The organism is Desulfoscipio gibsoniae DSM 7213, assembly GCF_000233715.2.
Taxonomy (GTDB): Bacteria; Bacillota; Desulfotomaculia; order Desulfotomaculales; family Desulfallaceae; genus Sporotomaculum; species Sporotomaculum gibsoniae.
In genome coordinates this window covers 1319978-1333531 of record NC_021184.1, presented here as the reverse complement: position 1 = coordinate 1333531, position 13554 = coordinate 1319978, and the positions used below count along the sequence as shown (strand labels likewise).

13 protein-coding genes, 1 tRNA gene and 1 riboswitch are annotated in these 13554 nt (G+C 49.5%); of the genes, 6 read left to right on the top strand and 8 right to left on the bottom strand.

All coding sequences use genetic code 11. The features are described from left to right. Positions 1-146 precede the first annotated feature (146 nt). Positions 147-235: riboswitch (cyclic di-GMP riboswitch) on the bottom strand. A 155-nt stretch (positions 236-390) separates the two neighbouring features. Together larC and DESGI_RS06155 are read right to left on the bottom strand one after the other, a co-directional pair. Further along, complete coding sequence (gene larC, locus DESGI_RS06160; protein ID WP_006524313.1) at positions 391-1203, bottom strand: nickel pincer cofactor biosynthesis protein LarC; 813 nt, start codon at positions 1201-1203, stop codon at positions 391-393. A 34-nt stretch (positions 1204-1237) separates the two neighbouring features. Further along, positions 1238-1462 (bottom strand): hypothetical protein, encoded by a 225-nt coding sequence (locus DESGI_RS06155; protein ID WP_006524312.1) that lies wholly within the window; start codon positions 1460-1462, stop codon positions 1238-1240. A 130-nt stretch (positions 1463-1592) separates the two neighbouring features. On the opposite strand from DESGI_RS06155, the gene DESGI_RS06150 reads away from it, so the two are divergent. The 3 genes from DESGI_RS06150 (at position 1593) to DESGI_RS06140 (ending at position 4002) form a co-directional block, all read left to right on the top strand. After that, complete coding sequence (locus DESGI_RS06150; RefSeq protein ID WP_006524311.1) at positions 1593-2225, top strand: cyclase family protein; 633 nt, start codon at positions 1593-1595, stop codon at positions 2223-2225. Between the two features lie 99 nt (positions 2226-2324). Then, on the top strand, positions 2325-2627 hold the full coding sequence (locus tag DESGI_RS06145; RefSeq protein WP_006524310.1) for an ACT domain-containing protein: 303 nt from the start codon (positions 2325-2327) through the stop codon (positions 2625-2627). Between the two features lie 16 nt (positions 2628-2643). After that, complete coding sequence (locus tag DESGI_RS06140) at positions 2644-4002, top strand: PFL family protein (RefSeq protein ID WP_006524309.1); 1359 nt, start codon at positions 2644-2646, stop codon at positions 4000-4002. Positions 4003-4033: 31 nt separating this feature from the next. Here the strand turns inward: DESGI_RS06140 and DESGI_RS06135 are convergent, their stop codons facing one another. The 3 genes from DESGI_RS06135 to DESGI_RS06125 all read right to left on the bottom strand — a co-directional run bounded on the left by DESGI_RS06135 (position 4034) and on the right by DESGI_RS06125 (position 8500). Beyond that, entirely contained in the window at positions 4034-6430 is a 2397-nt protein-coding gene (locus tag DESGI_RS06135; RefSeq protein ID WP_006524307.1) for a DNA internalization-related competence protein ComEC/Rec2, read from the bottom strand. Positions 6431-6748: 318 nt separating this feature from the next. Beyond that, positions 6749-7555 (bottom strand): DUF169 domain-containing protein, encoded by an 807-nt coding sequence (locus DESGI_RS06130; RefSeq protein ID WP_006524306.1) that lies wholly within the window; start codon positions 7553-7555, stop codon positions 6749-6751. Between the two features lie 261 nt (positions 7556-7816). Further along, entirely contained in the window at positions 7817-8500 is a 684-nt protein-coding gene (locus tag DESGI_RS06125; protein ID WP_006524305.1) for a ComEA family DNA-binding protein, read from the bottom strand. A 266-nt stretch (positions 8501-8766) separates the two neighbouring features. Here DESGI_RS06125 and DESGI_RS06120 point away from each other — a divergent pair, with 266 nt between their 5' ends. Further along, positions 8767-9630: an HpcH/HpaI aldolase/citrate lyase family protein gene (locus tag DESGI_RS06120; protein ID WP_006524304.1), complete on the top strand. Its 864-nt coding sequence runs from the start codon at positions 8767-8769 to the stop codon at positions 9628-9630. A gap of 103 nt (positions 9631-9733) precedes the next feature. On the opposite strand, the gene DESGI_RS06115 is transcribed toward DESGI_RS06120, so the two are convergent. The 3 genes from DESGI_RS06115 to DESGI_RS24425 all read right to left on the bottom strand — a co-directional run bounded on the left by DESGI_RS06115 (position 9734) and on the right by DESGI_RS24425 (position 11134). Then, positions 9734-9949: a sulfurtransferase TusA family protein gene (locus DESGI_RS06115; RefSeq protein ID WP_245561155.1), complete on the bottom strand. Its 216-nt coding sequence runs from the start codon at positions 9947-9949 to the stop codon at positions 9734-9736. After that, positions 9930-11012 (bottom strand): YedE family putative selenium transporter, encoded by a 1083-nt coding sequence (yedE, locus tag DESGI_RS06110; RefSeq protein ID WP_006524302.1) that lies wholly within the window; start codon positions 11010-11012, stop codon positions 9930-9932. Before yedE ends, DESGI_RS06115 begins: the two co-directional genes overlap by 20 nt. Positions 11013-11037: 25 nt before the next feature. Then, positions 11038-11134, bottom strand: a tRNA-Cys gene (locus DESGI_RS24425). 304 nt (positions 11135-11438) lie between these two features. Here DESGI_RS24425 and DESGI_RS06105 point away from each other — a divergent pair. Next, the gene (locus tag DESGI_RS06105) at positions 11439-12710 is read left to right on the top strand and encodes a double-cubane-cluster-containing anaerobic reductase (RefSeq protein ID WP_006524301.1); all 1272 of its coding nucleotides are present in this window, start codon (positions 11439-11441) and stop codon (positions 12708-12710) included. A gap of 14 nt (positions 12711-12724) precedes the next feature. Next, the gene (locus DESGI_RS06100; RefSeq protein ID WP_006524300.1) at positions 12725-13552 is read left to right on the top strand and encodes an acyl-CoA dehydratase activase; all 828 of its coding nucleotides are present in this window, start codon (positions 12725-12727) and stop codon (positions 13550-13552) included. Positions 13553-13554: the final 2 nt, after the last annotated feature.

Sequence of the window (13554 nt, the reverse complement as noted above, 5' to 3'; positions counted from 1 at the left end):
AATACAACGCACTTGCTAAACATATATACGTTATTGCACACTACCTCAAGTCTTGGCTTTAGACACCTCCTATTCTCCATAAAAAAGGTAAAAAATAAGAGAGGGGTAGCCAAATAAAACTGACCACCCCCCCCAGCAGTCGATACCGTTATAGCCTGGCAATCATAGGTTTTTCAAACCATTAGACCCATAGCTTTAGCGTCCCTGGCTTTCACCAGGTTTGCCTAACCCGTGGAGAGAAATTTTATACAGTTAATCTATTGACAGTCTACTTAAATTAATTATATAGCATGTTAAATAACCAGGCAAACCGATAATCAAGCATTTAAAGAAAATAGCTCCTTCGATCTACTAATAGCTTGATCTTACAAAATGCTATGATCTTGTGATTTATTTTTCATGATAATCACTGTTTAATACGTCGGAAGTGTGGTGACAATTTTTATTTTCAAGGTGTTTGTTGCATCCGGCATTTGGTTCCACAGCGCCACCGACAATCAGTCTTAATAAATTGGGCCGGTCATACTCCCGCTTACCTGCACCGTAACCAACCCGTTCAATAGTCATCGTGGGCATCCCTACCCGTCCCGCGGATAGCGTGGCCATCAAGGCAGACCCGGTGGGAGTCACTGTTTCCATGGATAAACCGGCATCGTATATAGGTATACCGCCGCCTGTTAAAATCTCAAGTGTTGCCGGGGCAGGTGATGGTATAATGCCGTGCCGGCAATGAATAAAGCCCGAACCCAGCGGCAGTGGTGATACATATACAGTTTGGACACCCAGCAGGTGCAAGCCCAATACTGTGCCAACTACATCCACGATAGCATCAACAGCTCCCACCTCGTGAAAGTGAATTTTATCCGGTGTAGTGCCGTGCACCCTGGCTTCAGCCCCGGCTAATGTTTTAAATACCTGCTTGCTTTGATACTTTACAGCTTCCGGCAGGTCACTGGTATCTATAATTCTTTCTATATCAGACAGATGTCTGACAAGCTGCTTTTCAGCTGAAACATCCACCAGTATATTTTCGGCGGCAATACCGGCCCGGCAAACCTGCTCCCGGCGCAGCACATATCCTTCAACGGCCAGCCCGGCCAACCCCTGGCGCAGCTGGTCCAAATCCACCCCGGCCCCCACCAGGGCGCCCAGGCACATATCACCGCTAACGCCGGAAAAACAATCAAAGTATGCCGTTTGCATGATTATTACATTACCCCCTACACGGAATTCTTATCTATACTTTTAATGCCCGTGATTCATCGCCGCCAGCAGTTCCCGTAAATTTTGAGTGATCTTCTAAAGCTGCCCGCAGCACTACTAAAAAACCGGGCACATGCCCGGCTTGACAACCTTGTAACCGCATTATACTATTTATAAACAAGGAATACCAGTCATACATCACGGGTCCTTCGTCACCCGGGTTTTTTCTTGTATCCTTGAAGTTGCCGCTCAACTTCAAGGATTTTTAATTACTCCTTCCGGTATGGGCAAAGGGGATTAAATACCGGGACGATTTGTATTCCATCATCTTTTTGATGATACTTTTGTCAATTTAAATTAAAAAGTAATCACATTAGGACGGTGCCCATATGCAATTTATAGACCTGACTCATACCATTACTCCGGATATGCCCGTATACCCGGGCACTGAACCACCTCATATTACCGAAGCATGCAGCATAGCCAAAGACGGTTTCAGGGAAAAGGCGCTGGCCATTTACTCCCACACCGGCACCCACATTGACGCCCCGGCCCACATATTAGAAGGCGGCTGCACTCTGGACGATCTACCAGCGTCCCATTTCCACGGCAGGGCCACGGTAATGGATGTGTCCCGCACCCCGGGAGTGGATATAACCAAAGATTATATTAGCTTTTCTTTAAAGACAGGTATTGATTTTGTTATTTTTTATACCGGGTGGTATCATAAGTGGAGTACCCCCGCATTTTTTGATAATTTCCCGGTGCCATCAACCGAAACAGCCCATTACCTGGCAGGGATGGGCATTAAGGGAGTGGGCACCGACACCATTTCTATAGACCGGGCCGGTGCTACTGAATTCACCATACATAAAATTTTGCTGCAGAAAAACATTATCATTATTGAAAACTTAACCAACCTGGCCGGTTTGTCCGGCCGTATATTTACCCTGTGCTGCTGGCCACTTAAGATTGGGAACGCGGACGGTGCTCCCGTACGGGCAGTTGCAATTTGTGATTAATAGTCAAATTCTTTGGCACAACAGGACTTGCTATAAGTACCACTGCAAAAAAATTTTAGAGTAGCGCTTTATAATAAGAAACTTATGGGAGAGATGCTGATGAAATACTTGGAAAACGATGAAAACCGGGGCAAGCGAATTATTATCACCGTCATCGGACCAGACCGGGTGGGCATCATTGCCGGGGTCACCGGCATACTGGCCGCCAACAACTTTAACATATTGGATATCAGTCAGACTATCATGCAGGAATTTTTAGTAATGGTGCTAATTGTCGATAGTGAAAATAGCAGCATTGACCTGTCCATGTTGAAGGACCGCCTGGCGGCCAAAGGGGCTGAACTGGGCGTACGCATAGACACCCAGCATGAGGACGCTTTTAAATTTATGCACAGGCTATAACAAAGGGGGTCTCGAGTTGCTCACCATACAGGAAATTATGGAAACCGTTACTATGGTTCAGGAGGAACACCTGGACATTCGCACTATCACCCTGGGTATCAGCCTGCGCGATTGTGCTGATGCCGACCCCCGGGCCGCCTGCCAAAAAATTTACGACAAAATCACCCGGCTGGCCGGCAACTTAGTACCGGTGGGTGAGGAAATCGCACGGGAATACGGCATACCTATAGTAAATAAACGCATATCGGTCACCCCCATATCACTGGTGGCCGAAAGCAGCCGTACTGATGACTACTTAATTTTTGCCGAAACCCTGGACCGGGCGGCAGCCGAGGTGGGAGTGAACTTTATTGGCGGTTTTTCAGCGCTGGTGCACAAGGGTATCACCGGCGGCGATAAAAAACTGCTGGGCTCCATCCCCGCCGCTCTAGACAGCACTAAGCGGGTGTGTTCATCAGTAAACGTGGCAACCACCAAGGCAGGCATTAATATGGACGCAGTGGCACTGATGGGTCGGGTAATCAAGGATGTGGCCTACCGCACAGCCGACCGGGACGGGCTGGGATGCGCCAAACTGGTGGTTTTCGCCAACGTTCCCGAGGATAACCCCTTTATGGCTGGTGCCTTTCACGGCGTGGGAGAATCAGAGTCGGTAATTAACGTGGGAGTAAGCGGCCCCGGTGTAGTGAAGCGGGCTGTGGAACGGGTTAAGGGCAGCGATTTTGGTACTCTGGCCGAAACCGTAAAAAAATCAGCATTTAAAATAACTCGCATGGGTGAGCTGGTGGGACGCTCCGCCGCCATGCGCCTGGGCGTACCCTTTGGGATTGTAGACATCTCCCTTGCCCCCACCCCGGCCATCGGCGACAGTGTGGCCGAAATTCTGGAAGCAATGGGACTGGAGCGCTGTGGCACCCACGGTACCACGGCAGCGCTGGCCCTTTTAAATGATGCCGTCAAAAAGGGCGGGGCCATGGCCTCGTCGTATGTGGGCGGGCTATCGGGTGCTTTTATACCGGTGAGTGAAGACGCTGGCATGATCCGGGCAGTGGAGGAAGGGGCGCTGCACCTGGACAAACTGGAGGCCATGACCTGCGTGTGCTCGGTGGGTTTGGACATGATCGCAGTGCCTGGCGATACACCTGCTGAAACGATCTCGGCTATTATCGCTGATGAAATGGCCATCGGCATGATTAACCAGAAAACCACCGCCGTGCGCATTATTCCCGCGCCCGGCAAACAGGTAGGCGATTACGTAGAATTCGGCGGCCTTTTGGGCCGAGCGCCGGTAATGCCGGTGCATCGCTTTTCCGCCGTTGATTTTGTGGTACGGGGCGGTCGTATACCTGCCCCCATCCATAGCTTAAGTAATTAGCCTGGTGTTTTGCATAAGACAGATGATCTACTCACCTGCCCGTTTGCACCGTTACATCCCGCCCGTTAGTGGCAAACAGCACTGCCCCGTCCCGGTCGTTGCGCAAAACATTGGCTCCGGTGTTAGTCAATGTCTCCAGCGTATCCCGGGACGGGTGACCAAAACGGTTGTTTTTACCAACCTGGATAACGGCATAATCCGGTGATACCGCATCAAAAAATTCCGGTACAAAAAAACGACTGCCGTGGTGCGGTACTTTTAAAATATCGGCCTGGAGTACCGCTCCGCTGCCCAGCAATGCCCGTTGGGCATTTTCCTCTATATCTCCGGTCAATAAAAACGATACCTGCCCATAATCCAGGCGCAGCACCAGGGAAGCATTGTTCAAATCCTCCTCCGCACCCGCCGGTAGTTCTCTGGCGGGGGCCAGTATCGTTACCTCCACGGATTCGTCAATGTGCAAAATATGTCCCGCCCCGACCCGGTAAACAGGTATCCCAAGGGGAGCCATAAGGTCCAACAACTCCTCATAACCCGGGGCACAGGACAGCACCAGTGCACCAACGTGCAGTTTTTCCGCTACAGGTGGTACCCCACCGGCGTGATCACCGTGGGCGTGGGTGACCACCAGCACATCAAGCTTGTCCATGCCCAACCGGTGCAGGTAAGGAACCACCACTGAATCCCCCACACCCCGCCCCTCATCAAGGCTCCCCAATCGCCCGCCCGCATCTACCAGCATAGTACGCCCGCCGGGAAACCGCACCAGTATGCTGTCACCCTGGCCCACATCAATGAAATGCACCTGCAACTGCCCGTCGGTACCGCTCCAGGGCCAGAGAATAGCCAACACCAGCAATAAAGCTATCCCTGCCGGGACCAATCTATTACACCGGCCATACATACGGAGTAAGGGCAAGAGCAAGGGAGAAGACGAAGCCAAAGGCAGGGCTAGCCGCCCTTCAATCAATTGCACCAGCCCAACCAGCCCGGCATACCAGAGTAACACCGCATACCAGGGAGGGGTGGCCACATACGATGACCCGCCGGGCAAAAGACTGATCATGTGCGCCAGTCCAGTAAATAAATCTATTAATAGACCTGTGCCCGCGTTAATAAACATGGCAGCAGGCAAAAAAACAATGCCTGCAATTAAACCCAGAAAACCGAGCAGCATAACCAGCCCCACCATGGGCATCAGCAGTAAATTGGCCAGCGGAGCCACCGGGGTCACCAGGTTGAAATAATAAACCAGCAATGGGAGTGTGGCCAGCTGAGCAGCAATGGTCACTCCGAGCGGCAGGCCCAGCCAGCGGGGCCATCCCCATCGCCCCATCAACAGCTTACCAATCAACGGTGTCAGATACAAAATACCCCAGGTAGCGGCAAAGGACAATTGAAAACCAATGTCATACAGAGCAGACGGCTCAAAATATAAAATAACCAGTGCCGCCAGGGCCAGGGCGCTGGGCCAGTCCTTTTCCCGGCCCAACCGCACCGCCATAAGCACCAGTATAGCCATTATGCTGGCCCGTACCACCGCCGGGCCCATGCCGGTCATCACTGCATAAAACAGCAGCACCACCATCGCCAGGCCAGGCACGGACCGGCGCGGCAGCCCCAGTGCTCCAGCCAGCAGCAATACCCCAGCCAGCACATAGCCCACGTGCAGGCCGCTGACGCAAAGTACATGGGCAACCCCGGTTTGAGCAAAAGCATCATTAACTGACTGATCTATACCGCCTTTATTGCCAAACAGCATCCCGGACAGCACCGCCGCCTGCCTTTCATCCATGGTCTGTGACGCCACCTGCAGCAGCCTGGCCTTACCCTGTAAGGCCAGGCGTACCACGGCATTGCCCCCGACCCCAAGAAGCTGGACATGATCCGGTTTGTCTACCTTCATTAGACAATAAATCCCCCGCCGCGCCAGGTAATCCCTGTAATTAAAAGCCCCGAAGTTACCGGGTTCCTCGGGCTGATACAGAAAACCCTTTATCCGCAAGTAATCACCATAACCATAACCATTACTGCTCCCAAATACCCTGACCAGCGCCAATCCCCTGGCGGATATCCGTTTATCGCCGATGCAAATTGCATCAGTCGCCAAAACATAGCCCGTATAGTCTTTGCGCACATCAGGCTCACGGGCTACCATACCATCGAGTGTCACAAAGTGCCCGGCAAAACGCTCCAGCCCATTGGGGTGCCGCATACCGTCTACACCGGAAGTATACCAACCAAGCAAGATAAAAAGTAAAACAAAAACCCAGCGGTTATCCCACCAGGTCCAAAAGCAGCCGGCCAAAGCAACAAAAATACAAGCCAGCGCAACCAGTAAAAGCACCCCGGGCACGAATCCCCATATGTCGTTTAGTATAATACCAGTTATAAAACTTATCGCCAATGCCAGCAAAGGCCGGTTCATAGCAGCTTTCCTTTCAGATCCACCCCGCTTCGAGTCGAGGGTGATCATAGCCGTAAGCGAGACGTTGACTTTCTGTCCTATATTCCAGCGTAAGCATCAGTAATATTCAGTTGACTAAAATAATAGCATCAATTACAGCAAAAACAAGCCTGCCTGGAACCAATAATATTAAAAATTACGAACTATACCCAATTAAACAACCCGGCTATGCTATTTACGCATAACCGGGAGGTTAAAATTTCCGTATGAGCAGGGCAAAAAAAGGAGGAACAACATCGTTGTTCCTGCCAGGAAAAATATTTGTTCTGGATAAAAGATTTACTCAGCGTCCTTGAACCGGACCATCGGGCATTTTTTGCAAACATGCAAACCGGGCCACTCCTGGCCGGGGGAGCCTACCATCGAAGGACCGCCGTATTTGGCAGTGCGACGAATCAGCTGCTGAGCCAAAATACCAATATCCTTACCAGGAATAAATACGTTTAATTCGCCCTTTTCGGTTTTGCCGGATGTGTAGCTGCCGGCGCACATGGTGTTCATATTAGGTTTTTGCTCGTTGTAGCAATATACCATGCCGCCGCATACCGCAGAGTTAACTGTGTGGTTAAACTGCAAAGTAGGAACCTTTTTCCCCCCTATGTAGTCGTTCATGATATGATAGGCCTGCAGTACATTGGTAACCATGAAAACTACGTCCGGATCCACAGGGGTTTTGGCCAGGGGAGCGGTCATGAAACCTTTTAGTTTACCTAGGGGCAGCATTGGTTTAGCCAGCAGGCAGTCTTTGGCGTGATCCCAGTCCGCAGTGTATTTTACATGTCCGTCAACTTCATCATCGCTGGGGGCGCGTAATCCCAAGCAAGTTTTAGCGTTGCCGCACATTAAATTATCTTCGTTGGCTTTTACAATAAAATTATTCATCCGGGAAGCCAGGGCAATTTGACAAACGGTCATTTTAGGTCCGGGCAGTTTCTCTGCCTGGAAATTGTTATACTCTGCCTCGTCCCAGAAAAATTTTACAGCCACTGGATGGTAGTCAAGTTTATATAAATATTCCAGTGCATCCGCCATATCTGCATAGGTCAACCGGTCTTTTTTAGCAAGCTCCTCAACGTTTAAAAGCATCCTTACCAACCCCTCCTGTTTTATTAGTCCTGATTATTTTTAAGATAACTTATCGTTATAATAACGATAACAGATATACGACACTTTTCATGTCAGGGTAACGACACGCAATCTGTCTTTATAGCGACAAAAACCATGTCAGCGATTTGACATATTCATTGTCATGTAGATGACAGAGTTTTTATGCGCCTGTACGTCAATAAAAAAAACCTTTCCCACCCGCAATAGCGAGTGAGTCAGGGTAGTATAAAACAATACAGTTTAATTGACACAAATTAATCCTTTAAGCTGTTCAAAGCGTTTTTCACCAATGCCGGAGACGTTTTGAATATCTTCAATAGTCATAAAGGGGCCATTCTGGGTGCGATAATCAATAATCCTCTGGGCCAGGGAAGGGCCTATGCCCGGTAAATCCTCCAGTTGAGCCATTGAAGCAGTATTAATGTTAATTACACCGGCATTAACACTAACACCAAAACCAGACACGGGGGCTCCTTCAGCGGTCATTCCCCCCGTTACCGAGCCGGGAAGCTGCTGCCCACCTATCTGTTCCAGGCTGTAAACGGTGATTTGCTTACCATCCTCCAGCACAGCCGCTAAGTTCATATAATCGAGGGCCGATTTTTCTGTAGGACCGGCCATATTAACCGCATCCACCACCCGAGATCCGGCAGGCAGGCGATATACACCGGGCTTTTGCACCGCACCGGCCACATGGACAATAATTTGCGTGTCCCGTACATCATTTTGCTCTTCTGTAAGGTTGTTTAACGGGATAGACCCAGTTCCATTTAAATTACTGTTTTCAGCCATGCCGGTCACCAGGGAGTCTGAAACCAGCGGACCGCCGGCTTGCATACGAGCGTACTTATGCCCTGCACCAAACAGTATCACTGCCGCCAAAATTAATAACACCAGCTGATGCCTTTTCTCCAGCTGAAACATGTAAAACCACCGTCCAAATATAAATATTAGCGGGAAATTTCTACCTGGATCAGTGAAAACCCTCCTATTTAGTTAAATTTTTGCTAAATTTAAAATCCGTCTGTTCAGTTACCTAAAAAATTAAATCCACTAGCCAGCGTAAAGTATACACTTAAACAATCATCAACACATTGGTGGCATATTTGCACTGGTCCTTGGCTATTACAGGAATAACCGGACAGGTAGCGAAAATAATATAAAACTGTAAACGAAAGGAAGGAATCTGCGTGAATCTATTAAGATGCTTGTTATTCGTTCCCGGCACTGATCGTAATAAAATACATAAAGCATTTGGCCTAAACGCCGATGCAGTCATCATGGACCTGGAGGACGCCGTGGCAATGAGTAAAAAGAACACCGCCCGGCAGGTGGTTGGCGAGGTTGTCCAATCCCCTGCTTTGCCGGTCACTTACGTACGCGTTAATGCTGTAACATCACCCTATATTCTGGCCGACCTGCAGGCTGTGGTACAGCCTGGATTGGCGGGGATTATGCTAGCTAAGGCGGAAACAGCTGAAGAAGTACGCCAGGCGAACTGGCTGATCGGGCTTCTGGAAGAGGAGCGGGACATACCCCGGGGCACACTGGAACTAATACCCTTTATAGAAAGCGCCCGAGGCATCGAAAACGCAAATAAAGTGGCTGCTGCCTGCAACAGAGTTAAAAGAGTGGCCTTTGGCGGTAACGATTACACGGCGGATACCTGGACCACCTACTCCGAAGAGGGTACCGAGCTTTTTTACGCCCGGGCCAAGCTTATCGCTGCCTCCCGGGTAGCTGATATTGAACCGCCGCTGGATACTGTGTGCCCTTTTATAAAAAACATTGACGCTCTAAGGGAAGACGCTCGCCGCGCCAGAAAAATGGGTTTTCAAGGTAAACTTGTTATTCACCCGGCTCAAATCGGCCCGGTAAAGGAAATATTCAGTCCTACCCCGGAAGAAGTGGCAGCAGCAAAAAAAATCGTGGCCGCCTTTGATGCTGCAGAGGCCAATGGCACTGGAGTCATCCAACTAGACGGCAAAATGGTGGAGTATCCCATCGCCAACCGCGCCCGGCAAATATTAGCCGCCGCGCAAGAAATTAAATAAGGAAGCACGGGGACGGTTCTTCTGCTTCCAAAGTTGGAAACAGAAGAACCGTCCCCGTGCTTCCTTCCCCTGTCTCCCGTGCTTCCCCCGCGCTTGCGAAAAACTATTTAATCAAGATCAACAATATATCATCACCTTGATTTGTTATTTCAACCCGCCATCCTTTATTCTCAGCCAGGCGGGATACATTTTCCCTTGATGCGGCGTTACTGACCAGCACTTTTACAGTGCCGCCGTTCATGTTATCTAAAGCTTGTTTAGTCAGTAATACGGGTTCCGGACATAGTAATCCCCTGGCGTCAACTTCCCTTGCCAACACTCACACCTCCTGTTACCACCGCCGGGCGGTTAATCATTCCTATGGCAAACACAACCAACATGCCCAATACCACGGCAACCTGACCAGGTAGCGGCACTCCATCCGCACTTGCGGCAAGGCCGAAATTATGGGACACAGCTGCCCCGACCATCAATCCCATAATGGTGACGGCACAGTCAGTGTTCCCTTCAGCAGCGGCCACCAACTGCCGCAGAGGGCAACCGCCCAAAAGCACCGCCGCCCAACCTGCCAACGCCATCCCTAAAAAGTTCCACAAACCATCAGTGTGTGCCACCGGCTGCCCTACAAACCCAATGTGAAATGCTCCTACAGCCAGGTTTCCCAACAGAGCCACTATAAATATGGTTAAAAAACCATACAACAAGTAGCCATCACGCATAATTATGAAATCCCTAATACCGCCTACCATGCACAGACGAGAACGCTGGGCTAGGACTCCCACCGCCAGACCTGCTGCCAGCGCCAGCCAAACAGGGGCATGCATAGAACCAGGCCCTTGCTCACTAAAAAACAAAAAGGCGGGTTTGGCCAGCAAAAGGCTAAATAATACAGCCATAAATGCCGTAAACAAGTAACCATTGCTTTTCTGCTGGGGGACAGCCCGGCCGAGACTAAAACCCGATTTAAGAAACCAGACCCCGACAGCCACACCGGCCACGAGGCCTATCAGCCCCACCCCGGCGTTTAAATCCCCCCCGGCCAAGCGCAATACAGCCCGCACGGGACAGCCCAAAAACACCAGCATACCCATCATGGCAAAAAAACCTAAAGTAAAGCGAGTAAAGGAACTGGAGCCACCAATAGCCCTAAATTCTCTGGTAGCCTGAGAAGCTATAAAAGCACCCAGCACCAGGCCGATAATCTCGGGTCTTATGTACTGTACCGGCGCAGCCCTGTGCAATCCCAGCCCACCGGATATATCCCGTAAAAAACAGGCTATACAATAACCCATGTTAGCCGGGTTGCCCATAAGCACCAATATTACCGCCAGCAGCCCCAGTATACCTCCGGCGGAAATAATCAATAGCCGCTGTTTGTACAAAAGATACCTCCTCCTTTAAATGATTTGGAGGGGAGAAGTCGGAATCGAACCGGACTCCCACCTGGTACTCAGGCAGGCCGACGGGTTTGCAGCCCGCGGGGACCACCAAATCCATTCTCCCCGATTATGTTTATTCGGCATTTTGAGATAATATACCTTTATACTTATTATTTAACTTATTTATGGATAAATAAGCCACCAAAAGAAGTCTTTATCGAAGCAGGGGAAGCAAAGGAAGCAAGAGAACCGTCTCCGTATTTCCTCCCCTGCATCCACATCGTTGTTTTTAGTAAATTTGTTTATAGTTCAACGGCGTTTTATAAAAATATTTTATTTGAGCAACACAGTTTCCTTATTTATAATTATTTAAGTGCACTGCTAATTGAGTTATTATAGTACGATTTTAGGAAAGGACGATTTAATTAAATGAGTAATTATAATGAAATGTGGCGCTCACTAGGACTTAATATGACGGTCCATGACCAGCTGATGCAAGTGCTGCCGCCCACCTATCACGATGTTTACCTAATGCAGCCCAACCGGCCGCAGGGCATGGAATACTTTGATTTTGTGGTAAATGAAATACACGGTTTAAGAATACAGGAGCTACAAGAGCATAAAAAAGCCGGTGGCAAGGTTATCGGTGCCTTTTGTGTGTTTGTACCCGAGGAGATCGTGCGGGCCGCCGGCGGTATTTGCATTGGTCTTTGTTCGGGCATAGATATAGGTACGGCCGAAGCGGAAAAAGTTCTGCCGCGCAATATCTGCCCGCTGATTAAATCATTCATGGGCTTTAAATTAGGTAAAGTGTGCCCTTATTTTGAGTCCTGCGACATGGTGGTGGGAGAAACTACCTGCGATGGCAAAAAGAAAGCTTTTGAAATACTAAATGACTATATTCCGGTACACGTTATGGAAACACCACACATGAAAAAAAGCCGGGATCGCGAACTGTGGCTGGAGGAAGTGAAAGACTTCGCGCACATGGTGGAAAAAGCTACCGGCCACAATATAACAGCAAATGACCTGGCTAAAGCCATAAAAGAAGTTAACGGCAAGAGGCAGGCACTGCAGCGTCTGGCCGAATTGCGTAAGCAAGACCCTGCACCCATCAGCGGTAAGGATAGCCTGCTTATTGAGCAAATAGCCATGTATGACGATGTAACCAGGTTTACTGCCAAAGTCAACGAATTGTGCAATGAGTTGGAGAAAAAAGTGCAAGCAAGCAAAGGGGTTTTTCCCAGTAGAACACCCCGGGTTATTGTTACCGGCACACCAATGGCTATCCCCAACTGGAAGGTGCCTCATATCATTGAAACCAGCGGAGCGGTAATAGTGGCGGAGGAACTGTGCACCGGGCTGCGCTATTTTGAAAATGAAGTAGCCGAGGATGTGCAAACAATGGATGGCTTGCTGGAAAATATTGCGGGGAGGTGCCTGGGTGTCAACTGTGCTGTATTCACGCCCAACACCGGGCGCATAGAAAGGTTGCTCCAGCTGGTGGAAGATTATCAGGCCGATGGAGTTATCCATTGTGCACTATCTTTTTGCGATCCCTATACCGTGGAGGCTAACCGAGTGGAAAATGTGCTTAAACAACATAAAATACCTCTGTTAAAAATTGAAACAGGCTATGATCAAGAAGATACCGGCCAGCTAAAAACCAGAATAGAAGCGTTTATCGAAATGATCAGCTAAGAGTCCGCTTAAAAATGTTTTTCATGATTAATAATGATAAGATTTTTGAATTAAATATGGAAGGCGGTAAAAAATTGTACGCTGGAATAGATATCGGATCTCGAACCATTGGTTTTGTAGTGGTGTCAGACGGACAGATAACTTTGTCCAAAATTGAGGATACCGGCTTTGAACCACTTGGCACAGCCAAAGAGCTGCTAGTGGGCGATTATGACCGGGTAGTCGCCACGGGCTACGGTAGACATGCCGCCCGTTCCGACTTTGCCGATCAGGTGGTCACCGAAATTAAAGCCCACGCTACGGGAGCAACGCATATTTTTCCCGACGTACGTACTGTGCTGGACATCGGCGGTCAGGATACCAAGGTTATATTGCTGGATGAAGGCGGAACGGTAATCGACTTTCAAATGAATGACCGGTGTTCAGCTGGTACTGGCAAATTTCTAGAGGTCATGGCAGCAGCCCTGGGTTATACCGGGGTTGCTGAGTTTGGCGAGTCCGCATTGGAAGGCAGCGGTGGTATCAAAATCAGTAATATGTGCACCGTGTTTGCCGAATCTGAGGCTGTATCACTGATGCACCGGGGAGCTCCCAGAGCAGACATCGCTCTGGCCCTACACGCCTCGGTGGTGGAAAGAACTGCAGGCATGGTGCAAAGAATCGGCTTTACCTCCCCGCTGGTGTTTACGGGCGGAGTGGCCAACAACCACTGCATTGTAACACTGCTGGCAGAAAAACTAGGCATAGATGTGCTGGTCCCCCCCCAACCTCAACTGGTGGGAGCACTAGGCGCAGCCCTAGCCGCTAGGAAGCACGGGGACGGTTCTCCTACTTCCTTTTAGGA

Excerpts from the sequence above, each read along its gene's own strand:
- larC (WP_006524313.1), bottom strand. The coding sequence starts at position 1,203 with ATGCAAACGGCATACTTTGATTGTTTTTCCGGCGTTAGCGGTGATATG.
- DESGI_RS06150 (WP_006524311.1), top strand. The coding sequence starts at position 1,593 with ATGCAATTTATAGACCTGACTCATACCATTACTCCGGATATGCCCGTA.
- DESGI_RS06145 (WP_006524310.1), top strand. The coding sequence starts at position 2,325 with ATGAAATACTTGGAAAACGATGAAAACCGGGGCAAGCGAATTATTATC.
- DESGI_RS06135 (WP_006524307.1), bottom strand. The coding sequence starts at position 6,430 with ATGAACCGGCCTTTGCTGGCATTGGCGATAAGTTTTATAACTGGTATT.
- DESGI_RS06130 (WP_006524306.1), bottom strand. The coding sequence starts at position 7,555 with ATGCTTTTAAACGTTGAGGAGCTTGCTAAAAAAGACCGGTTGACCTAT.
- DESGI_RS06125 (WP_006524305.1), bottom strand. The coding sequence starts at position 8,500 with ATGTTTCAGCTGGAGAAAAGGCATCAGCTGGTGTTATTAATTTTGGCG.
- DESGI_RS06105 (WP_006524301.1), top strand. The coding sequence starts at position 11,439 with ATGAGTAATTATAATGAAATGTGGCGCTCACTAGGACTTAATATGACG.
- DESGI_RS06100 (WP_006524300.1), top strand. The coding sequence starts at position 12,725 with ATGTTTTTCATGATTAATAATGATAAGATTTTTGAATTAAATATGGAA.